The organism is Olleya sp. NP1-10 (assembly GCF_055804415.1).
The window spans coordinates 814312-838452 of sequence record NZ_CM147840.1; the positions used below are offsets into that span (position 1 = coordinate 814312).

Genomic DNA, 24141 nt, shown 5'->3' on the forward strand with positions numbered 1-24141 from the left:
CTTAAAAGTAATATATTCTTGTAATAACAACTATTTTTGCAACATGGAAGAAAGTCAAAGACAAAAAAATAGCTTCGGTTTTACAACGTGATTTAGTAGACATCCTTCAAGGTGCTGCTACACAAGGTGGAATGCGAGGTGTAATTATATCTGTATCTAAAGTTAGAGTAACTGCCGATTTAACAGACGCTAAAGTATATTTAAGTATTTTCCCTAACAATAAGGCTAAAGAGCTTTTAGAAGGAATTAGAGCTAACAAACCCATGATTAGACATGAGTTGGCACAACGTACAAAAAACCAATTACGTAGAATGCCTGTGTTAGAATTTTATGTAGATGACAGTTTAGAACACATCGATAAAATTGAAAAATCGCTTAAAGGTGAAGATAATCCGATTCAAAATCCTGATTTACTAGATAACCGTAAAAAGGGATAATTGAATTTTTCGTTATACATAGCTAAACGCTACATACGTAGTAAAAGTAGTAACAACGCCATAAACTTTATTACAATAATTGCTATTGTAGGTATCGTTTTAGGTGCTGCTTCTTTATTTATAGTTTTATCTGGTTTTGCAGGATTACGTGATTTTACTTTGGAGTTTTCTAGTATTATAGATCCTGATTTAAAAGCAGAAACAACCATAGGTAAATCCTTTACTATAAATACTGATCAAGACAAACAATTGCGAGCTATTGATGGTGTGGCTAATTTTTCTAAAATAGTTGAAGAACGTATTATTGCCTCTTCTGATGGTACTAATCATCCTGCTTACATCAAAGGAGTAGACGAGAATTATCAAAAAATAACAGCTATTGACTCTGTAATACCATATGGTAATTGGTTATATCCAGATACACCACAAATTGTTTCTGGTTGGGCTATTTCTAATCGTCTATCTATGTTTATAAACGATTATGACAAAACCATAACCTTATCTGTACCAAAACCAGGTAAAGGACAAATCAGTTCACAAAGTCAAGCCTTAAGTCAAGTTAATACCGTTAACGTAGGTATTTATGATATAAACGAAGAACTAAATAACAAATACATCTTTGCGTCCATAGAGACTGCACGTCGTCTATTAAACTACCAACCAAACCAAGTAACTAGTCTAGAATTTAAGTTAACAGAAGACGCAGATGAATACGCTGTAAAAACTAAAATTAAAACCATTTTAGGTCAAAACATTATCTTAAAAAACAAAGACCAACTAAACGATGCAATCTATAAAATGTTAAATACCGAAAATTTAGCAGTTTATTTAATCTTTACTTTAGTATTAATTATTGCATTATTTAATGTGATAGGCTCTATTGTTATGATGATATTAGATAAAAAGAAAACTTTAAACACCCTTTTTAACCTTGGAGCATCAGTTAAAAACATACGAAACATCTTTTTTTACCAAGGTATTTTAATGACGTTTATTGGTGGATTTATTGGACTATTAATAGGTTATATTGTAATACAATTACAAGCAAGCTATGATTTAATTATGATTACTCCTAGCCTACCTTATCCTGTAGCAATTCATTTTAAAAACTTTATAATAGTCATGCTTACAATTTCTGTTTTAGGTGTTATTGCTTCAAAAATTGCAGCCTCACGTATTACACGAGACTTAGTAAAAACTAATTAAGTTTAACTAACCTAAGCCATCCTAAAATTTTATTATTTTCAATATTGAAATAATTGTCTGTTTTTTTTAGTTGAAAAAACTCACGAGACTTACCAAATGGTCCAGGATTTTGTTGAATTATTTGAATTGAGTCTTTGTAAACTTTTGAAACAATTGCGACATGTCCATAACGGTTAAATAATGAGCTTGAAAACACAAGCAAATCATTAACTTTAGGTTTACTTTTACTATAGTTTTTAAACTGAGTTAAATTTCGTCTTGTATTTAATTGACCATCCCTTAGTCTTAAATCAAAAAAATCTTTAGCATGCCCATAAGTATCAGGCATTTTATGTTTTAAAGCATCGTAATAATAACGCTTGACAAACTCGACACATTGATATTTTAATCCATAATTATATCCACTTTTAGATAAATTACGTCCTAAATTAGTATCAGTACCTCCATTATAAAACACGTAAACTCCATTAAGACTATCAACTTTTTGACCAATAGTTTTGGTTGGATTTAAATTAATTTTCTTTATTGACACAAATAAAATTAAACCTAGTATCACTAGTAAAGTTAAACTAAATAATACGTGTTTAATTTTCAAATTATAAGTACGATTAATTAATTTGTAAACTCAAAATCTCCAAACTTTTCTAAAACCTCATCAAAAGCAGCAAAAACATCTGCTGAAGCATCACTAGTTACCATTTTCATGCGATGTTCTTTAAAATGCGGAATACCTTTAAAGTAATTTGTATAATGGCGTCTGGTTTCAAATACACCAAGGATTTCTCCTTTCCAGTCAATAGACATTTGTAAGTGTCTTCTAGCAGCTTCTACACGTTCTTGCATAGTAATTGGTCTGTAATGTTCACCGGTTTCAAAAAGTGCTTTACTTGTTTGAAAAACCAAGGATTACCAATTGTTGCACGACCAATCATACAACCATCTAAACCATATTGATCACGCATCAACATTGCTTTTTCTGGACTGTCCACATCACCATTTCCAAATACAGGAATATGCATACGTGGATTATTTTTTACAGCAGCAATAGGTTTCCAGTCGGCTTCACCTTTATACATTTGTGCTCTGGTACGACCATGTATTGCTATAGATTTTATACCAACATCTTGAAGGCGTTCTGCAACCTCAACTATTTTAATAGAATCGTGATCCCAACCTAGTCTGGTTTTAACAGTAACAGGTATGTCTGTTCGTTTAACCATTTCAGCAGTTAGTTGCTCCATTAAACAGATGTCTTTTAAGATTCCTGCTCCTGCACCTTTACTAACTACTTTTTTAACAGGACAACCAAAATTTATATCAATAATATCTGGTTTAGACTCTGCTACAATATCAATGGTTTGTAACATACTGTCTAGGTTAGCTCCAAAGATTTGAATACCTACAGGACGTTCTTTTTCGTAAATATCCAGTTTCATAACGCTTTTTGCTGCGTTACGTATTAAACCTTCACTACTTACAAACTCTGTGTATACCACATCTGCACCTTGCTCTTTACACAACGCTCTAAATGGTGGATCTGAGACATCTTCCATTGGTGCTAACAACAACGGAAAATCTGAAAGCTCTATATTACCTATTTTTACCACAATACAATTTTGGTGCAAAATTAGTGTTTTTAGGTAATTGTGTATATTTAACTAATAATCTATCTTTATTTGGACCTACCTTTACACCTTAAACTTTTTGATATTGCTATAAACGTCCATCTAGTTTTAGAATATCTCGCCTTTTTTATAGCCTTTAGATACTATGTGTTTTTGAGAAAAAGACACACAGATATTATTACTAGTAACAATAGATTATCAATAATTTTAGGCGCTGCTTTAGGTGCTTTAATAGGATCGAGATTGGTTGGTTTTTTAGAAAACCCAACAATTGCCTTTAGTGTTAACAACCTTTTTACATTATTAAATACTAAAACCATAATGGGTGGATTATTTGGTGGTTTACTTGGTGTGGAATTGGCAAAGAAAATAATTAACGAAAAGCACTCGTCTGGAGATTTATTTGTGTTTCCTATTATCTTAGGTATCTTTATTGGTCGTATTGGTTGTTTTTTATCTGGTATTAACGAGTTTACTTATGGTAAAGTGACTACATCTGTTTTTGGAATAGATTTAGGTGATGGCTTACTACGTCATCCTACCTCTTTATATGAGCTTGTTTTTTTAATCTTTTTATTTATAACTTTAAAAAATGTAAACCCTAATTTCCGATTGAAAAATGGTGATTTATTCAAGCTTTTCATGCTTAGTTATTTTGGTTTTAGATTTTGTATCGAATTTTTAAAACCTAATGTATTTTATACTTTTGGCTTAAGTAGTATCCAAATATTATGTGTAATTTGTTGGTTGTATTACAGCAAGTTTATTGTTAGTCCATTAATTGGCAAACACCTGCGTTAGCGATAGAAACGGTATCCTTTTTTACGTCAGTTCGAGTGTTTTGTGAAGCATGAACAAAATGTATCGAGAACAAGTAAAAAAGATTTAGTGGATAGCGCGACCCTTGTGGTAACGCCCAAATAATGATTAAAAAAATAAAAAATGCCTGTTAGAAAATATACCTATTACGATTTTACTTTAAGCTTATGTCCTGAGTGTTTAAAGCGTGTGGATGCTAAAATTGTTTTTGAAGATGGTAATGTTTACATGCTTAAACGTTGTAAAGAACATGGTAATAGTAAAGTGCTAATTGCGGATGATATTGAGTATTATAAAAACATACGTAACTACAATAAACCTAGCGAAACGCCTTACACATTTAATACAAAAACCGATTATGGTTGCCCTTATGATTGTGGTTTATGTCCTGACCACGAGCAACACAGTTGTTTGACGGTTGTCGAGGTAACGGATCGTTGTAATTTAACGTGTCCAACATGTTATGCAGGATCGTCTCCGACGTATGGTAGACATCGTACTTTAGACGAGGTTAAAGCCATGCTAGATACTATTGTTAGAAATGAAAAGGAACCTGATGTAGTACAAATATCTGGTGGAGAACCAACCATACATCCTCAGTTTTGGGACATTATGGACTATGCAAAATCTTTACCTATTAGACATTTAATGTTGAATACTAATGGGATTAAAATTGCTAAGGATTTTGCTTTCGCTGAAAGACTTAAAACTTATGCACCAGATTTTGAAATTTATTTACAATTTGATTCTTTTGAAAATAGTGTGTTGCGCGAGCTTCGTGGTGCAGATTTAAATGACATCCGTAAACAAGCTATTGAAAATCTTAATAAACTAAACCTGTCAACAACTTTAGTGGTTACTCTACAAAAAGGGCTAAATGATAGCGAAATTGGTAAAATTATTGACTATGCTTTGAAACAAAAGTGTGTTAGAGGTGTGACATTGCAACCAACACAAATTGCTGGTCGATTAGATAATTTTAATCCGGAAACAGATCGAATGACCATTACTGAGGTACGTCGAAAAATAATGGAACAAACCAATATTTTTAATGCTAACGATTTGCTTCCTGTACCTTGTAATCCTGATGCTTTAGTTATGGGTTATGCGCTTAAATTGGAGGATGAAGTATTTCCGTTAACGCGCTATATTAATCCAAACGATTTGTTAGATAATAGTAAAAACACTATTATTTATGAGCAAGATGAAGCGTTGCAAGGTAAAATGGTAGAATTATTTAGCACAGGAAACTCGGTTGAAGTAGCAGAAGAAAACCTAAAATCCATTATGTGTTGTTTACCAAATATTGATGCTCCAGAACTAGGCTATGATAATTTATTTAGAGTTATAATAATGCAATTTATAGATGCTTATAACTTTGATGTTAGAGCTATTAAAAAATCGTGTGTGCACATTGTAGATAAAGACAATAAAATTATCCCGTTTGAAACCATGAATTTGTTTTATCGTGATGATAAAAAAGCACGTTTAGAACAACTTAGAAATGAAATATAAATAAAGATCATGTTTGTACCGCATTTATTATTATTTAATAATAGTCTAAAGTAACTGTGAAAATATTTTTATATAACTAAAGACAAATAAATCTTTTAATAAATAATACTATGACTACATTTTTTTTAATTGAAGCTACAGGAGGTGGTGGTGGCTATGGAGGTATTGTTGTGTTTTTTTAGCTTTAATGTTAATCCCTCCCATTTTACTGTGTCTAATAGGATTTTATTTACTCAAAAAAATAAAAAAGCAGCTAAAGTATTATTTATACTAGCTGCTGTTTATTTAATTATCAGCTTAGGTCTTTGTGGAAGTATGTTAAGCTAAGCTTTTGTTATTTCAAGCGGTTACGCTCTGTATGACTTTTAGTATTTTGATTTGTTTGTAACGTAGTGTTACCAAACTTATAGCTAAATCCTAGTTTTACGTATCTTGTATCTAAATCATGAAATACGTAGTTGTTTTGATTTGCAAACCTACTTCTTGACCCAATATCTTGTAGATTTGGTATATCCGAAAACATTAAGCTTACCGATCCCTTATTGCTTAAAACCTTTTTACTTAAAGATAAGTTTGAAAATAAAAACGAGTCACCAAAAACTGTTCCTTGTAAAAATTTAGTAGAATATGCAAGAGACAAATTAACTGATAAACTATTATCTTTTAGCATGCTAAAACTACTGCTTAGCTCTGAGTAATTAATCCATTGATTAAAATTATAGGTTTGATTATTATAATTCACATCCAAATCGTGATTATAAATACTATTTAAAAAATAAACTGAATATTTATTAGATATGTATAAATCTGCTAAAAAATCAAGACCATACTCGTTAACACTTTTAATGTTGGTTGGAGAAAACACAAACAAATTAGCTCCATTATCTTGGATAGGCAACTCTACAATTTGATTTGAAATGGTTTTGTAATATGCTTCGATTGTAAAACTGTTATTTATAGTTGTACCAATCGTTGAATATGTTGTAAAAGAGGGTTGTAAATTAGGATTACCTGTTACTATAGTATTATCGTTTAAAAAGAAATTAAATGGGTTAAGATTAGTGTATTTAGGTCTTTCAATAAACCTACTAAAACTAGCATGTAAACTCGCTTTATCAAAAGCTTCCCAACTAATATTAAATTTAGGAAACCATTCTAAATAATCTTGGGTATTTGTGGTATTTGTTTCCGGAGAAAACCCTTCAACATTGGTTTGCTCTAACCTTAATCCAGCAGAAATACTCCATTTATCCCAACTTTTGTCATAACTAATATAACCTGAAAAAACGGATTCGTCATAATCAAAAGCATCTGTATTATCAGTATTTAAGGTTTGGTTTCCTGTGGTTTGATCTATATCAAACTGAGTAATGTCACTATTGGTTTTAATATTAGACACTTTAATACCCATTGCTAAATTAGAACTATCACCTAATGCTAAATCATAATCTAGTTTAGATGATAAAATTTCGGTAGTTTGATTATTTAATGTTTTAAATCCTGTACTAAAATCTGATGTTGGATCTTGAAAGTAGTAATCTGAATTTACATGCTGATTTCTTTGATAATCATACGTTGTATAATGTGCATTAATCAAAAGGTTTGATTGGTCTGTAAACTTTAGCTTATAATCTAAATCTGTACCTATATTATACTTATCATCTTGAGATGAATTATGGGATCTAAAGCTATAGTTATCTGTACCCTGTAAATCGTTTACAGTAGTGTTACCTTTTGTATTATAATCAAAATACGGTAAATACAAGACATTTGAAGTCAAGCTTAGTGTATTATTATCATTGATAAAATAATCGAAATTTAAATTTGCATTGTGAGTTTTTGAAGTTGTATTTCTGTTTAAATCTGTTTTCCAAAACTGAGAAAGAATATCGTTATTTTGATAAGTAATTTCTTCGATATTATTTCTATTAACTTTACTGTGTTTATAATTATAATTTAAATTAATATTTAATTTATTAGTTTTATAAAACTGACTTAAACCACCAGTATATCTAGGAAAAACACCTTGGGTATAACTTGTATTTACTACACCTCTATAACCCATAATTAGGTTTTTACCCATTATAATTTTTAAAACTACACCACTTGAAGCATCATATTTTGCTGGTGGATTTGTAATGACTTCAACTTTTTGAATAGAATTTGCAGATGAGTTATCTAATAACATTGACAACTCATCTGCCGATAAATTTACCTTTCGGTCATTAATATAAATTGTTGGATTGGTGTTTTTAACCATTATATCACCATTCATAACTAAAACTCCTGGTGTACTTTTTAGTACATCAAGTACTGTACCTTCAATCAGTGCTGTATTTTCCACATTAAACACCAAACGATCAACTTGTTTTGTAAAAGTTGGTTTTTTAGCGTTAACTGTTACTTCTCCTAAAGTTTCAGTTGATGGACTTAATATTATTGTAGCAACAGATTGGCTAGAATCCAATGTTATATTCTGACTTTTACTATCACATCCTACATAAGACACCTTTAAAGTATAGCTTCCTGAATGTAATGAAGTAATATTATATTGTCCTGCATCATCAGTACTTGAACCTGAAATAATTTCAGAAGCATCTGCATTATAAAGTATAGCATTTGCGTAAGCTATTGGTGCGTTATTATGATCTACAACTTGTCCAGAAATGGTTAAATCCTGTGCAAAGCTAGTTACAGAAATGCATAAAAAAAGCAAAAAATTAAAGCGATTCATTATAAATAAGTTAAAAGCGCAAGATAATAATAGTGAAACTTATATAACTGTGGTAAAAACCATAAATTTAAGTCTCTTTGTATTAATAAGAAAAATCAAAAAAAGCTCAATAATTACTTTATATTTGCAACATCCTTAATTTATAAGGAGATTTGACTATGAAGAACATCAGAAATTTTTGCATTATTGCGCACATTGATCACGGAAAAAGCACATTAGCTGACCGTTTATTGGACACCACAGGATCAGTGACTGCCAGAGAAAAACAAAACCAGCTTTTAGATAATATGGATTTAGAGCGCGAACGTGGTATAACCATTAAATCGCACGCTATTCAAATGGATTATATATACGAAGGTGAAGAGTATGTGTTAAACCTAATTGACACACCTGGTCACGTAGATTTTTCTTATGAAGTATCAAGATCTATTGCTGCCTGTGAAGGTGCATTACTAATTGTTGATGCTGCACAAAGTATACAAGCACAAACTATTTCTAACCTATACTTAGCTTTAGAAAATGATTTAGAAATCATTCCTGTTCTTAACAAAGTAGATTTACCTAGTGCAAATCCTGAAGAAGTTACAGATGATATCGTAGATTTATTAGGTTGTGATCCCTCTGAAGTCATTCATGCAAGTGGTAAAACCGGTTTTGGGGCAGAAGATATATTACAAGCTATTATTGAGCGTATTCCTGCACCAAAAGGAGATCCTGAAGCACCATTACAAGCTTTAATATTTGATTCGGTTTACAATACTTTTAGAGGTATTGAAACGTATTTTAGAGTCTTTAATGGTGAAATTAAAAAAGGACAAAAAATTAAATTTGTTGCCACAGGAAGAGATTATAATGCAGACGAAGTTGGTACACTTAAACTGACACAAATAGCAAAACAAACCGTTAAAACTGGTGATGTAGGATACTTAATTACAGGTATTAAAACTGCAAAAGAAGTTAAAGTTGGAGATACTATTACTGACTTTGAAAACCCAACGACTAATATTGTTGAAGGTTTTGAGGACGTAAAACCAATGGTATTTGCTGGTATTTATCCAGTTGATACTGAAGATTACGAAGAGTTAAGAAACAGTATGGAAAAACTGCAACTTAATGATGCCTCTTTAGTCTTTCAACCAGAAAGTTCTGCTGCATTAGGTTTTGGTTTTAGATGTGGATTTTTAGGAATGCTACACATGGAAATCATTCAAGAACGTCTAGAACGTGAGTTTGATATGACTGTAATTACTACTGTACCTAACGTATCGTATCACGCATTTACCAATAAAAATCCTGACGATGCTTTTATTGTTAACAACCCAAGTGATTTACCAGATCCTTCAACCGTAAACCGTGTTGAAGAACCTTTTATTAAAGCAACCATTATTACTAAAGCAGACTTTGTTGGTAATGTTATGAGCTTATGTATAGAAAAACGTGGTATGATCATGAATCAAACTTATTTAACTACAGAGCGTGTAGAATTAACCTTCGAAATGCCTTTAGCAGAAATAGTTTTTGATTTTTACGACCGCTTAAAAACCGTATCTAAAGGGTATGCTTCTTTTGACTACCATCCAATAGGTATGAAGGTGTCAAAATTAGTACGTTTAGACGTCTTATTAAACGCACAACCAGTAGATGCCTTATCTGCATTAATTCACGCAGATAATGCGCACAATATTGGTAAAAAAATGTGTGAAAAGTTAAAAGAATTAATACCAAGACAACAATTTGACATTCCAATTCAAGCTGCAATTGGAGCCAAAATTATAGCTAGAGAAACCGTAAAAGCATTACGTAAAGATGTAACTGCAAAATGTTATGGTGGAGATATTTCGCGTAAGCGTAAATTATTAGAAAAGCAGAAAAAAGGTAAAAAACGAATGCGTCAAGTTGGTAACGTAGAGATACCTCAGCAAGCATTTATGGCTGTTTTAAAATTAAACGATTAAATTAATAATTACTACATATAAAAAAACCTTCATTTTAAAATGAAGGTTTTTTAGTTTTATACTGTATCTACTTTTTCTACGTCTAAAGGTTTACCTAGATAGACTAGATAGTAACCTTCTTTAGCTTCTTCAATCTCTGTATTGTAAGAAGATATTATGTGCAGCTCTCCTTCATCATCTTTAATAAATAACGGAATAATATCTTTATCTTTTTGAGTGGTACCAATAAGGTCTTTTAAATGGGCCTTATCAATAATTTCAATTTCTTGTATACTAGGAAAATTTCTAGTCACTTCGGTTAATGTACTAAAGTCATCTGTATGAGAAAATAAACCTTCATGTGGATTATTATTGTCGTCTAACATTTCTTCGGTAGATACTAATCTAAAAGCACCATTTTCTCCAAATTGTTTGCTAAACTTGTTAATTGCATATTTATTAATATCGTTATTTCCTGTTAAAGCCATTAAATAACCAACATCATTAAGCTCTATATTATCTGTTAATGTCTCTGAGTAGATATTAGTATTAATAGCCTCTAAACCAAGCTCCTTCGCTTTATTAATATTATTTTGATTACTATCTATCAATACTACATGCCTACCATGAGACTCTAAATAATGACCAATCAATCGTGATACTTTTGAAGCTCCAACAATTAATATTCCATTAGACTGTGTTAAAAACACACCTACTAATTTAGCAAAAAGTCTTGCTGTTGTTGCGTTTAAAAGTACAGTACCAAGTACAATTACAAATACTAAAGGTGTAATATATTCTGCACCATAAACCCCTTTACTTGCCAATTTTAAACCAAATAAAGATGCAATACCAGCAGCTACAATACCACGTGGACCAACCCAACTAATAAAAAGTTTTTCGTTTAATTTTAATTTGGAGCCTTGCGTACTTAAAAACACACCTAAAGGTCTAACTATAAAAACAATAACAGCAAATAAAGCTGCGGTTTTCCAATTATAAATTAAAAGTAACTCACTATAATTAATATTAGCTGCTAGTAAAATAAATAAGATCGAAATTAATAAAACACTTAAGGACTCTTTAAAGTATAAAAGGTCTTTTAAGTAAGGAGAGTTTGAGTTACCTAAAACCATTCCCATAACCACAACAGCAAGTAATCCAGACTCATGTGCAAAAACATCAGACAATACAAAAACACCTAAAACAGCAGCTAAAGCAAACACATTTAATAGGTAATGTGGTACCCATTTTTTATTAATTATAAAATTTAAAGCGTGTGCAAATGTAAATCCAAAAGTAGCGCCAAAAAGCACGATTTTACCAAACTCGATTAAAGCCGTTTTAGTAAACTCTCCTCCTGCGTCAACACTAATAAATTCAAAAACTAAAACCGCTACTAAAGCACCAATAGGATCTATTAAAATACCTTCCCACTTTAGTACAGCAGAGATATCTTTTTTCAACGGAATGTTTCTTAAAATAGGAGTAATTACCGTTGGACCTGTAACAATAATAAGTCCAGAAAACAAATACGAAATCTCCCAAGATAGCCCAAAAATATAATGTGCAGCAGCTCCAGCGCCAAAAAAGGTAACCAATGAGCCTAAAGATATTAGCTTAGTAATTACTGGTCCAACATTTTTAATTTCGCTCATTTTAAGTGTCAATCCACCTTCAAATAAAATAATACTAATGGCTAAGGAGACAAAATAAAATAAACTTTCACCAGGAAACAGACCTTCTTCTCCATTCCAAATGGGCTCAATCCATTTAGTACCATCTTCGCTTAAAAATTCGGCAGCAATTGGACCAACTAATAAACCAATTAAAATTAAAGGTAAAATTGCAGGAATCTTAAACTTCCAAGCAACCCACTGGGCTAAAATCCCTAAAATAATTATTCCTCCTAACTCTATCATTCAGTTTCGTTTTTTGTGAAAATACTAATTCTTTAATTCTTCCTCTATAATTTAACCCAAATTTAGAGTAAAAAGTTAGTTTTTTACGTACCACAGCACGTGTAAGCTTATTTTTTTAACCTAAAAAAATAGTATCTTACCGCTTTACCAAAAAAACTTTAATTACACACGTGTCATTTAAACCCTTTAAAACTATTGGTCTTGGTATTGCTTTTTCGCCAAACTTAAAAGCAAATTTATATGAAGCAGCACGACTGTCTTTGTTTTTTAATGCTAAACTAGTTTTAATACATGTAGGCTCAAAATCGGACGATAAGCTAAAAAAATCAATGCTATTCTTGATTTTTTTAAGCCCGAAAATTTAGACTATCAAGTCATATTTAAATCTGGTAATCCTGTAGATGTTATTTTAAATGCTTCCGCAGAAAAAAATATAGACCTGCTAATTATTGGCGCTGCAAAACGCGAAAAGCTAGTAAAATATTACGTTGGGTCTATTGCTAGAAAAATCACAAGACAAGCAAAATGTAGCTTACTACTGTTAATTAATCCATCAATTGAAAGATTGTCCTGTAGACATATTGTGGTTAATGGTATTGAAGATCCTAAAACACAACAAACCATTGAGACTGCTTTTTATGTTGGGGCAAAACTTAATGCAGAAAAATTAACTATTGTTGAAGAAATTAAACAAAACGAAATTACTGTAAATGTAGACGATGATAAATCTTTAAGACATGCTAATATCATCAAACAACGTCTTAGACAGCGTGAAAACTCAAGGGTTAATCATATTATTGAAGATGTACCTCAAGAATACACCTCAAATATTACTGTAAAATCTCAGCCAATATTCGGGACTCAAGGCTACTCTATTGGTCATTATGCACAAATCTCTAGAGCAGATTTATTAGTCATGAATGCACCAACAAAAATGACCTTTTGGGATCGATTATTTCCGCATGATATAGAACATATTTTAACCGAACTACCAACAGACGTCCTAATTATTCAATGAGCCCAAAACAGAATAACATAAAGACTTTTTTAAATGCATTACCAAAAAATATTTTTTCTGGTTTTGTGGTTAGTCTTATTGCTTTACCTTTAGGATTAGGATTAGCTATGGCTAGTGATGCACCTCCAATTGCTGGTGTTATTGCTGCTGTCATTGGTGGTGTTACGGTTTCTATTTTAGGTGGTAGTCATGTTACTATTGCTGGACCAGGTAATGGATTAGTTGGCGTTTTATTAGTCACCATCGCAACTTTAGGATTAGAAAGTGCGTATGCAGCAATAATATGCTCAGGTATATTATTATCTATCTTAGGTTTTTTAAGATTAGGAAAACTAGCAGATTTCTTTCCATCTTCAGCCATACAAGGTATGTTAGCAGCCATTGGATTGATAATTTTAGGAAAGCAGTTTCATATTATGTTAGCACATAGGATAAAACGTGAGGATACTATGGATTATCTTTTTGAAATCCCATTTACGGTTAACGATGCTATTCATTATGAAAACACAGGACTAATTTTTGCTGCCTTAGCAGGTTTGATTAGTTTTTTGATAATGATATTTTACTCCAAAATAAGAAACAAATATCTACAGCTTATACCTGCTCCAATGTGGATTGTAATTTTATCTATTACATTTAGTTATTATTTTGAGCTTGTTGCACACGAAGCTAATCCAATAGCTAGTAATTATATGATTTCTGGTATCCCTCAGTTTTCAGAAATCATCTCACAAATACCAACGGTTAACTTTGGTAAAATTGGTACCTTCTCGTTTTGGTCAAGTGTTTTAGCATTAACATTAATAGCTAGTATAGAGTCTTTACTGAGTATTAAAGCAGTAGATAAATTAGATCCAGAAAAAGAAGAAGTAATGTAAACCGAGACTTAAAAGCTTTAGGTTTAGCCACTGTAGGAAGCGGTTTTTTAGGAGGTCTTAATGTTGTTACTGTAATTGCACGAAGCTCTGTAAACGTTAATAATGGTGGTACAAATAGGTCTTCAAACTTTTTTCATGCCTTATTTTTAGTCATTTTTATAGTCCTGTTTAGCACACAATTAACCCGTATTCCATTACCAGCTTTAATGGCTATTTTAGTATTTACTGGATATAAATTAGCATCACCAGAAAATATCAGAAAAATATTTAGAATAGGTAAAGAGCAGCTTATCATATTTTTTGTAACCCTTTTAGTTACCTTAAAAATAGGATTAATTTCAGGAATTTTATCTGGTGTATTAGTCACTTTTATTATTCATATTGTATTAAATAAAAGTGTGTCTTTATTTGCAAGAAATTGGTTAAAACCAAATGTTTTAATGTTTCAAGAAGATGGTCATTATTACATTAGTGTAAAACATTTTTGTAGCTTTTTAAACTACTATAAATTAAAAGATAAGCTAAATGCCATTCCAGAAAACGAAGATGTTATTGTAGATTTTTCGTTATGCCAATTTGTAGATCATACCGTTATGGAAAACCTAAATAATTATCAAGAATTATTTAGTAAACGTGGTGGTCATTTTGAAGTCTTAGGCTTAGATTTACACGATACAGACTCCAAACATCCATTTGCATTACGTCGTTTACTTCCTGTACCAAATGTTATTAAAAATAGCTTGACTAGACGTCAAAAAACCATTAAAGAATTATCTATAAGTTTTAACTTAAACTACAAATCTCAAAAAGAAAAGCAAACGTCTTTTTTAGATAATTTTCTGTTTTTTAGAACCAAACAAATCAATCATATTTACAACCAACTTAGTAATCAAGAGCACTCTTTAAACGTATTTGATATCGAGTTTTCTGAAGGCGAGTTTATTGCCAAAGAAGTCGTACGTAGTACTATGCTTCATATTAAATTAAATAAAAATATTCCAGAATTTACTCTAGACAGAGAGGGTTTTTTAGAAAAAGTATATGCTTTTGCAGGTTTTAAAGATATTCCTATTAAAAACCATTCCGACTTTTCTAATCGTTTTTATCTTTTAGGAGAAGATACAGAAGCCATTCAACACTTTTTTACAGATGATATTACTCACTTTTTTGAAAGTAATCCCTATTATCACATTGAGTCTAATGGTCATGATTTATTAATTTTTGGTCGTCAAAGATTAGCAAGTATCAAGGAGTTAAAAGCACTTTATGATTTTGGAAAACGTTTACATAAAACAATAAATAACAATTAAAAAAAGCCTCTTATTTAGCTAATAAGAGGCTTTTTAATTTAATTTCAAACGTGTTTAATTTTTTTATAAGAAATTCTATTAAAGTAATTAATATAATACTTAGTCCAAATAAAGGAAAAATAAGACCTAACACTACGACTATACATAGTATACCATACCCAACTTTAAAGGAAGCAGGCACTTTAGGAACACCTAATTTATTACTTGGTTTTCGTTTTAAGTAAGATACTAATCCTGCTATTGCCATAAAAGCAAATAATAAAGCTACACTTAGCATTATTAACCAATTCCATAAACCAAATTGTCCTTGATGAAATGCCATAAACCATAAACGACCACGCATTAATATACCAATATCCTCCCAATTGTGATTGACTAACTGTTTTCCTGAATATTGATCAAAATGAAAACGTTTTTGAGCTTCTAAATCAAAAGTAGAATTATAAATTGAATACACACCTTTAGGATTAGAAGGTAATCCAATAGAAACTTCTCCTTTAAGATTCATAGATTGGGCTAACTTAACCATAGTATCTAAAGTAATTGCCTCTCCTTTTATATCAGATTTTAAGCCTCTAGAATCCCATGTTTTAGGGAAACCAGTATTAGTTACATTTTGAACCCATTTAAAATTGCTACCAAAAACATCCGTCCAAGGCATTCCACCAGCTAAAGTCATTAGTAATAAAATAGAGATCCAAAAACCTAATACAGCATGTAAATCTCTAAATAAAATACGTTTACCTTGGTTAAATCTAATTTTAAAAAGCCTTTTATACCTTCTTTTTTACTTGGCCAAAACACATATATACCTGTAAAAATTAATACAAACATCCAACTAGCTACTAGTTCTACTATTTTGGTTCCAAATTTACCTAAAAGTAACTCGCCATGTAATTTTCTAACAGTATGCATCTTAGAGTCTTTAGGCTTAATAGCACCTACTATTTTAGCCTGATAAGGGTCAATATAGATACTGTTTTTATGGCTAAACATACCTGTAGTAAAAGCTGTTGCTTGATTAGTGTCTGTTGGTATTACCATTGAAAATGGTGGTTTCTGTAATTCTGGTTTTGCTAATTGCCATTGTTTTTGAAATGATATAGCGTCTCCATTAGCTTTAACAAATTTTATATGTTCTTGCTTAGGTGCTTCATAATAATCTTTAAACAAATATATTCCTCCCGTTATAGCTAATAATACAACAAATGGTAATGAAATAATACCTGCAATAAAATGCCATTTCCAAGCCCATTGGTTTAATTTTCTGTTTTTCATAATATAAAAAAGCAGGTAACTTAGTAAGTTACCTGCATATTAAATTAAAAGTTATATTTTAGACCTAAATGAAAAGCTCTTGGATTACCTACTGTGTAAGTATTAGCTTTTGTCCATGGACTATATGATGCTCTTGGAGAGTATAAATCGTCAAAAAGATTTAAGGCATGTACCCAAATTTCAAATTTTTGAAATTTGTAAGCAACTAAAGCATTAAAAATATTGTGACCTTCATAAGTTGCTGTTCCAAAACTACCATCTAAATTTTCAGCAACACCTTCGTAACTAGTATTGTATGCACCAATCATTTCGTGTGTAACACTTAAACTTAAATCCTTAAAACTTTGAGGTACAAATGTAACTTTTGTTGTTCCAATAAGTGAAGGAGCTGTTTCTCTATCGGTATCTGAATAATCTTCACCGTCATCAAAAAATTCGATATATTTATGTTTAGAAAAACTTCCGTTATGACTAATACTTAAACCTGTAATTGGTGTATATTCTAAACCATACTCAATACCATAAGATCTTGTTTTTCCTGCATTAACACTAAAAAAATATCATTTTCGTCGCGCAATGTTACCAAGGTATTTTTACCATCAAGTAAGTAAATTGCTATATCTGCTTTAAATGTTTTATTGATATTAAAATAAGTCCCTATTTCGTAATTATCATAGTTACTTGGTTTTAAATCAAAAACCTGTGCTCCTTCTTGTGTATCACTATTACGGTACAAACTAGAGGTTTGTGGTGGTGTAAAACCATTAGAGTAGTTTGCGTAAAGCCCTAAGTTTTTTGATAAATTATAATTAGCTCCAAGTTTTGGTGAGAAATTATCGTAATTATTTTTAGAATCTTGTGGTCCTGCAACACCTTCGGCTAGATTATCATAATCATATTTAAACTTGTCAAAACGTAAAGCTGCTGTAATTTTTAATGCTTCTATTGGATTAATTTCATATTGTAAATAAGCTGCATAGTTTAAAATATTTGCATCATAATTTAAAATAAAATCGCCTGTATTAACAGTATAATCGGTATTTATATTTGTGTCTGGATCTATAGTAACAGATATACTTTCGGCTTCATAATCTTGAGGTGAATAATCTATACTACCTCCAACTATTAAAGAAGAATTAGCAAAATTTAAGTCTAATTTATGTTGTAATAATCCAACATAGCTATTAAATTTATTGCTATTTATTTCTCCACTGGCACTCCATTGACTTATTCTATAAGATGGTATTTGATCTAGTTGATTTTTTCTGAAAATAAAATTAAATGCTGTCTTATTATTAGCATTCCATTGTTTATCTAAAGTACTTCTAAATCTAAAAGCTAAAGCATCACGCTCTGTAAATGTTTGATCACTTTCATAGTTACCTGCTATATAATCTTCTTCACTTAAAGATCCAGACATATCACTTCTATAATCTATAATATCAAAAACATTTGTCCAATCTAAACTAGTAGATAAGTGGTTTACATTTTTAAATGTTAATGCAAATTTTTCATAATCACTATGAGATACAGGTCCATCTTTACGTTGTACATATTGCGCGCCTAAATAAAACCCAACCTTTTCATTTGCATATTGTGAGAATTCTAAATCATAACGAGTTAAACCCATATCGTTAGCCTGAAAACCAATGCCTCCTGATAAGTCTTTAGTTGGATTTTTGGTGATAAAATTAAAACTTCCTCCTATAGCTTCACTACCATATATACTTGATGCTGGACCTTTTAAAACCTCAATTCTTTCAAAAGAAACATCATTCATTTCTAGTAAAGCATTATGGTTAAATACAGAAGTTGGTCGTATTGGTAAACCGTCTTCTACATATAAAAACAACGATTTTGTACTTATAGGAGACCTTACAGCCATCATGTGCTGTTCATTTCCAGCTGCTCTAGACATTGTCATAACAACACCAGGTACATTGTTAACTAATTGGTCTATACCAAATGCTTTAGTTGCTTTTATATCTTTAGATGAAATTACAGAAATAGAGGCTGGTACTTCTTTTCGCTTTTGTTTTTCTCTACTGGCAGATACAACAACTTCTTCTAAAAGTTCATCATTTTCTTGAAGATAAATAATATTATCTGTAGTAGATAATTCTTGTTCAACAGTAGTAAATCCCATGTATTTAACTATTACTGTTGCATCGTTATTAAGTTGAATTGAAAAACTACCGTTATTATTAGAAATAACAGCATTATTTGTATTTGATTTGGATTGAATTGTTGCTCCAGTTAAAGGAGTATTGTGTTGGTCAACAATTTTTCCTGTATATGTTTTTTGTGCATAAGAGCACAGACCTACTAAACTAATAGCAAGTATCAATAATTTTTTCATTTGATTGTTCTATCTTATTTTTTAAACACGTGCAATTAATTTACATGTGTTTATACTAAATTTAGTGTATAGTTATGTAGTTTAGGATTATCTAAACACATTATACTTTAAACGATAAAAAATTAGCTAAACTGTGGTGGTCTATCAAGTAAATCTTGATTTCTAGAAGTTATTGTTGTATTATAATTCCAGTTATTTTTTTCAACTTTACTAGTCGCAATTAAACTAAAATCATAAGTGTAAGCTTTAAAATAAAGAGGAATAAAACTTTCTATTAATGAGTTTACGTAGGTATTATCATTTGAATCATCAATATCTAAACTAGATAATTGGGCTGCTAAATGACACTTACCATTACATTGTAATTTTGGTTTTTCTTTATTGATACAATAAGTTTCTATTATGTAATCAATATTTAACTCATAATAAGCAATACAAGAAATATTATAAATAGGTTTTATAATTATAATAAAAAGAAATATATAAGAAATAATATTTTTCAAAAGTCAATTATAAAAAAGTAACCCTTTGCTTTAGTTTTCAAAAATAGCTAAATAAAAGCTCATAAAAAACTGAAAATTAATAATAAAAAAATAGCGTTAATTTTATTATAAAATACGCTAATAAATGAGCGTTTCTTTTAAGATAGTGCAAAAGTTTAGTAATTTGCGTAACTATGAAATTATATCCAATACAAGCAGGACATTTTAAACTAGATGGTGGTGCCATGTTTGGTGTTGTGCCAAAATCTTTATGGACCAGAACTAATCCTGCAGATGCTAATAATATGATAGATATTGCAGCACGCTGTTTACTAATAGAAGATGGCAACCGTCTGACATTGATTGATACAGGAATGGGTACCAAACAAAGCGAAAAATTTTACGGTTATTATAATTTATATGGAGACGATACACTTGAAAAATCACTAAACACAGCTGGATTTTCAACTAATGATGTCACAGATGTTTTTATGACTCATCTTCATTTTGACCACAGTGGTGGTGCTTTTAATTACAATAAAGATCGTACAAAATTAGAATCCGCTTTTAAAAACGCACATTTTTGGAGCAATAAAGACCATTGGAAATGGGCAACAGAACCTAATAGACGTGAAGTCGCTTCGTTTTTAGAAGAAAACATACTTCCAATGGAACAAAGTGGACGATTAAAGTTTACAGATATTCCTGAAAATGATATATTAAAAAAATCAGCATTAGGTTTCGACATCTTTTATGCCAATGGACATACAGATAAGCAAATGATACCTATGATAAATTATAAAGGTAAAACCATTTGCTTTATGGCAGATTTATTACCAACCGTTGGGCATTTACCTTTACCTTTTGTAATGGGTTATGACACAAGACCATTACTAACGTTAGACGAAAAAGAAAAATTCTTGAACCTAGCAGCAGACAACAATTATTACTTATTTTTGGAACACGACGCACACCATGAAATTATCACTGTGCAACATACAGAAAAAGGCGTTAGACTTAAAGACACCTATACCTGTAATGATATTTTTAATTAACAACTCAAACAAACTATAAAAATGAAGATTACGTATAAGCCAATTTTATTATCAGCTTTTGCTAGTATAGTACTATCTAGCTGTGGTGGTGGTGCACCAATATTATCAACACCTATTGAAAATATAGACAACACACCAATTAAAGAATCACCATTAACCGAAGCTGAAGCACATAATTGGGGACACTTAGACCTAGTTAAAGATACTATTCCTGGTATGAGTGTTGATAAGGCTTACGCCGAAATTATTAAAGGTAAAAAAGGACAGCAAATTATTGTTGCAGTCATAGATTCTGGAATAGACATCACACACGAAGATTTAGATGGTGTGATTTGGACCAACCCTAAAGAAATTGCTGGAAACGGAATAGATGATGATAAAAATGGATATATAGATGATATTCATGGTTGGAACTTTTTAGGTGATGCTTATGACGAGCAATTAGAAATGACACGTATTGCAGCAACTTTAGATACTAGTATCCCAAGATATGCTGAAGCTAATGCTAAATTAGAAGAAGACTACCAACAAGCCTTAAGTGGTAAGCAACGTTACGACCAAATATATGCTCAAGTTAGTAGTGCAAATAAAGTACTAACTGCTCACTTTAATAAAGCTGATTATACTCCAGAAGAAGTTAATGCTTTAACACCTACTGAAGGTTCAGAATTAGCAACTGCTGTAGCTACTGCAAAATTTATGTATGGTAACGGAATGACATCTATAGCTAAAGCAGAAGAGCAAGTTAAAGGAGTTGTCGAGTACTTTACAGACCAATTAAACGCTAATCTTAATAAAGAGTTTAAAGGTCGTACAACAGGAGATAATCCAGATGACTTTAATGACAAACCAGGTTATGGAAATAACAATGTTATGCCAACAAAAAAATCTGAAAGTCATGGGACACACGTAGCTGGTATTATTGCTGCAGAACGTAACAACGGTTTAGGTGCTAATGGTGTTGCTAACAATGTAAAAATTATGGCTATTCGTGCTGTACCAAATGGTGACGAGTATGATAAAGATGTTGCTAAAGCAATTAGATATGCTGTAGACAATGGAGCTAAAGTTATTAATGGTAGTTTTGGTAAAAGCTTTTCTATGCATCCAGAATGGGTAAGAGACGCTATTAAATATGCAAGTGATAAAGGTGTAATATTTGTACATGCAGCTGGTAACTCTAGCGAGAATGTAGATGTTGAAGCTAATTTCCCTGATGATAACGTCAACTTTGTTGAAGTATCAAACACTTATATTAGAGTTGGATCTTTAGCACCAAGTTATGGTACTAAATTAGTCTCTGGTTTTTCTAACTACGGAAAGAAAAATGTAGATGTATTTGCTCCTGGATCTGAAGTATACTCTACCACTCCAGAAAATGAATACAAAGCAATGGGAGGAACTAGTATGGCCTCTCCTGCTGTAGCTGGTGTTGCTGCATTAGTTTGGTCTCAGTACCCAAAACTTAAAGCCTCACAGGTAAAACAAATTATTTTAGACTCTGGATTAGCAGTACACTCACAAGTAATTGTTGGTGGTGATGCTAAAAACGTGCAACCGTTTGGAAACTTAAGTAAATCAGAAAAAATTGTAAATGCTTATAACGCTTTAGTTATGGCTTCACAAATATCTAAATAACACACTATTAATTTTAAAAAGCCTCAAGACCTCTTGAGGCTTTTTTATTTCAATTTAAACAATAATGAAAAAACTATTTCTTTTAGTTACAGCATTTGGTCTACTTACTGGCTGTAAGTCTACCAAAACAATGACTGCAACTACAGCTACTCAAACCAAAACACAATCTACATATTGGCAGCAACATGTAGATTACAAAATGGATATTGATATGGATGTTAACACCTATCAATACAAAGGAAAACAAACTTTGGTTTATACAAACAACTCGCCTGATGTTCTGGATCGTGTATACTACCATTTATATTTTAATGCCTTTCAACCAGGTAGTGAAATGGATGTGCGTTCTCGCACCATAGAAGATCCTGATAGACGTGTTGGAGATCGTATTAGTAAACTAGCTCCAAACGAGATTGGATATATTAAAGTAAATAGTTTAAAACAGGATGGTAAAACTATAAATCATGAAACTGTTGGTACCGTTTTAGAGGTCGCTTTAGCTAAACCGATCCAACCAGGTCAAAGTGTAACTTTTACAATGGATTTTGATGCACAAGTACCAAAACAAATAAGACGTTCTGGACGCGATAATGCAGAAGGTGTTGCATTATCTATGACGCAATGGTATCCTAAATTAGCAGAATATGATTTTGAAGGATGGCATGCTCATCCATACATTGGACGTGAGTTTCATGGTGTTTGGGGAGATTTTGAGGTTAACTTAACCATAGACAAAAATTATGTAGTTGGTGGTACTGGATACCAACAAGGTGAAGCAGAAGTAAAAGGAAACAAAAAAACATTACGTTTTAAAGCTCCTAAAGTACATGACTTTACTTGGGCTGCAGATCCTGACTATATTCATGATACTATGCAAGTACCAAATGGACCAATGCTTAACTTTTATTACAAAAAAGATTTACCTGCAGAAAACTTACAATTTTGGAAAGACTTACAACCAAAAACTGTGCAATTAATGCAGTATTTTAGTGAAAACGTTGGTAAATATCCATATGATCAATATTCGGTAATACAAGGTGGTGATGGTGGTATGGAGTACGCAATGTGTACTTTAATTACAGGAAAACGTAAATTTGGAAGCTTAGTTGGAGTTACTGCACATGAGCTTGCACATACTTGGTTTCAGTTTTTATTAGCTACTAATGAGGCTAAACATGAGTGGATGGACGAAGGTTTTACTAGCTACATTAGTGACTATGCAGTAGATGCTATTAATAATACTAACTTAAAAAATCCAGCAGCTGGAGCTTATAATGGGTATTATTATTTAGTAAAGTCTGGTAAAGAGAAACCACAAACAACACATGCAGATCGTTACGATACTAACATGGCTTATGGGATTACAGCTTACAATAAAGGATCTGTATTTTTATCTCAATTAGGGTATGTTATTGGTAAAGAAAATTTAAAGCAAACACTTAAAAAATACTTTAATGACTTTGCGTTTAAACACCCAAGACCAATTGATATTATTCGTACTGCCGAAAAAGTTTCTGGATTAGAGCTAAATTGGTACTTAACAGACTGGACACAGACTACAAACACCATTGACTATGCTGTAGCTTCAACTGAAGAGAACAACAGCATTACAACTGTTAATTTAGAGCGTAAAGGTTTAATGCCAATGCCTTTAGATATTGAAGTAGAATATACGGACGGAACAAAACAGCAATTTTATATTCCGTTACAAATGATGCGTGGCGAAAAACCAGTGGCAACAACCACTAAAATATTAAACGATTGGGCTTGGGCAATGCCAACCTACAGTTTTAGTATTAGTAAAGCAAAAAACATGATTAAGTCTATTACTATAGATCCAAATCAATTAATGGCAGATATAGATAAAACTAATAATACTTTAAACTAGTATTATTTTAAATTGAAATAAAAAAGCTACAACTTAAGTTGTA

Annotated in this window: 19 protein-coding genes and 2 pseudogenes; 12 read left to right on the forward strand and 9 right to left on the reverse strand. The window is 31.3% G+C overall.

Annotated elements, in window-relative coordinates:
• The first annotated feature begins 32 nt into the window (after positions 1-32).
• A complete protein-coding gene (gene rbfA / locus AC0L4B_RS03665) occupies positions 33-437 on the forward strand; it encodes a 30S ribosome-binding factor RbfA (RefSeq protein WP_473439387.1) in 405 nt (134 codons plus the stop codon).
• On the forward strand, positions 438-1643 hold the full coding sequence (locus tag AC0L4B_RS03670; protein ID WP_473438596.1) for an ABC transporter permease: 1206 nt from the start codon (positions 438-440) through the stop codon (positions 1641-1643).
• On the opposite strand, the gene AC0L4B_RS03675 is transcribed toward AC0L4B_RS03670, so the two are convergent.
• Positions 1636-2238 (reverse strand): CHAP domain-containing protein, encoded by a 603-nt coding sequence (locus AC0L4B_RS03675; RefSeq protein ID WP_473438597.1) that lies wholly within the window; start codon positions 2236-2238, stop codon positions 1636-1638. The genes AC0L4B_RS03670 and AC0L4B_RS03675 overlap by 8 nt on opposite strands.
• Positions 2239-2255: 17 nt before the next feature.
• Positions 2256-3250 (reverse strand): annotated as a pseudogene (dusB, locus tag AC0L4B_RS03680) (tRNA dihydrouridine synthase DusB).
• A gap of 69 nt (positions 3251-3319) precedes the next feature.
• Between dusB and AC0L4B_RS03685 the strand changes: the two are divergent.
• Together AC0L4B_RS03685 and AC0L4B_RS03690 are read left to right on the forward strand one after the other, a co-directional pair.
• Positions 3320-4069, forward strand: a complete 750-nt coding sequence (locus AC0L4B_RS03685) for a prolipoprotein diacylglyceryl transferase (protein ID WP_473438598.1) — start codon at positions 3320-3322, stop codon at positions 4067-4069.
• Positions 4070-4210: 141 nt separating this feature from the next.
• Positions 4211-5602 carry a radical SAM protein gene (locus AC0L4B_RS03690; RefSeq protein ID WP_473438599.1) on the forward strand — a complete coding sequence of 464 codons (1392 nt, stop codon included), beginning with the start codon at positions 4211-4213 and terminating at the stop codon, positions 5600-5602.
• 334 nt (positions 5603-5936) lie between these two features.
• Here AC0L4B_RS03690 and AC0L4B_RS03695 read toward each other — a convergent pair whose 3' ends face one another.
• Positions 5937-8336, reverse strand: a complete 2400-nt coding sequence (locus AC0L4B_RS03695) for a TonB-dependent receptor domain-containing protein (RefSeq protein WP_473438600.1) — start codon at positions 8334-8336, stop codon at positions 5937-5939.
• 158 nt (positions 8337-8494) lie between these two features.
• Between AC0L4B_RS03695 and lepA the strand changes: the two genes are divergently transcribed.
• Positions 8495-10291: a translation elongation factor 4 gene (gene lepA / locus AC0L4B_RS03700; protein WP_028288903.1), complete on the forward strand. Its 1797-nt coding sequence runs from the start codon at positions 8495-8497 to the stop codon at positions 10289-10291.
• Between the two features lie 56 nt (positions 10292-10347).
• Here lepA and AC0L4B_RS03705 read toward each other — a convergent pair whose 3' ends face one another.
• A complete protein-coding gene (locus AC0L4B_RS03705) occupies positions 10348-12192 on the reverse strand; it encodes a cation:proton antiporter (protein ID WP_473438601.1) in 1845 nt (614 codons plus the stop codon).
• Positions 12193-12598: 406 nt separating this feature from the next.
• Here AC0L4B_RS03705 and AC0L4B_RS03710 point away from each other — a divergent pair.
• From AC0L4B_RS03710 to AC0L4B_RS03725, 4 genes and pseudogenes are all read left to right on the forward strand, one after another.
• Positions 12599-12673, forward strand: a pseudogene (locus AC0L4B_RS03710) (hypothetical protein); the annotation flags it as partial.
• An 84-nt stretch (positions 12674-12757) separates the two neighbouring features.
• On the forward strand, positions 12758-13210 hold the full coding sequence (locus AC0L4B_RS03715; RefSeq protein ID WP_473438602.1) for a hypothetical protein: 453 nt from the start codon (positions 12758-12760) through the stop codon (positions 13208-13210).
• Entirely contained in the window at positions 13207-14088 is an 882-nt protein-coding gene (locus AC0L4B_RS03720) for a SulP family inorganic anion transporter (protein WP_473438603.1), read from the forward strand. Before AC0L4B_RS03715 ends, AC0L4B_RS03720 begins: the two co-directional genes overlap by 4 nt.
• A complete protein-coding gene (locus tag AC0L4B_RS03725) occupies positions 14058-15398 on the forward strand; it encodes a SulP family inorganic anion transporter (protein WP_473439388.1) in 1341 nt (446 codons plus the stop codon). Before AC0L4B_RS03720 ends, AC0L4B_RS03725 begins: the two co-directional genes overlap by 31 nt.
• A 10-nt stretch (positions 15399-15408) precedes the next feature.
• Here the strand turns inward: AC0L4B_RS03725 and AC0L4B_RS03730 are convergent, their stop codons facing one another.
• From AC0L4B_RS03730 to AC0L4B_RS03750, 5 genes are all read right to left on the reverse strand, one after another.
• Positions 15409-16158: a PepSY-associated TM helix domain-containing protein gene (locus AC0L4B_RS03730; protein WP_473439389.1), complete on the reverse strand. Its 750-nt coding sequence runs from the start codon at positions 16156-16158 to the stop codon at positions 15409-15411.
• Positions 16104-16676 carry a PepSY-associated TM helix domain-containing protein gene (locus AC0L4B_RS03735; RefSeq protein ID WP_473438604.1) on the reverse strand — a complete coding sequence of 191 codons (573 nt, stop codon included), beginning with the start codon at positions 16674-16676 and terminating at the stop codon, positions 16104-16106. Before AC0L4B_RS03735 ends, AC0L4B_RS03730 begins: the two co-directional genes overlap by 55 nt.
• Positions 16677-16720: 44 nt before the next feature.
• Positions 16721-16984, reverse strand: a complete 264-nt coding sequence (locus AC0L4B_RS03740) for a hypothetical protein (protein ID WP_473438605.1) — start codon at positions 16982-16984, stop codon at positions 16721-16723.
• 194 nt (positions 16985-17178) lie between these two features.
• Positions 17179-19035: a TonB-dependent receptor gene (locus AC0L4B_RS03745; RefSeq protein WP_473438606.1), complete on the reverse strand. Its 1857-nt coding sequence runs from the start codon at positions 19033-19035 to the stop codon at positions 17179-17181.
• 122 nt (positions 19036-19157) lie between these two features.
• Positions 19158-19538 carry a hypothetical protein gene (locus AC0L4B_RS03750; RefSeq protein ID WP_473438607.1) on the reverse strand — a complete coding sequence of 127 codons (381 nt, stop codon included), beginning with the start codon at positions 19536-19538 and terminating at the stop codon, positions 19158-19160.
• Between the two features lie 173 nt (positions 19539-19711).
• On the opposite strand from AC0L4B_RS03750, the gene AC0L4B_RS03755 reads away from it, so the two are divergent.
• From AC0L4B_RS03755 to AC0L4B_RS03765, 3 genes are all read left to right on the forward strand, one after another.
• A complete protein-coding gene (locus AC0L4B_RS03755) occupies positions 19712-20572 on the forward strand; it encodes an MBL fold metallo-hydrolase (protein WP_473438608.1) in 861 nt (286 codons plus the stop codon).
• Positions 20573-20593: 21 nt separating this feature from the next.
• Positions 20594-22210 carry a S8 family peptidase gene (locus tag AC0L4B_RS03760; protein WP_473438609.1) on the forward strand — a complete coding sequence of 539 codons (1617 nt, stop codon included), beginning with the start codon at positions 20594-20596 and terminating at the stop codon, positions 22208-22210.
• Positions 22211-22274: 64 nt separating this feature from the next.
• Entirely contained in the window at positions 22275-24098 is a 1824-nt protein-coding gene (locus tag AC0L4B_RS03765) for a M1 family metallopeptidase (RefSeq protein WP_473438610.1), read from the forward strand.
• The last annotated feature ends 43 nt before the right edge of the window (positions 24099-24141 follow it).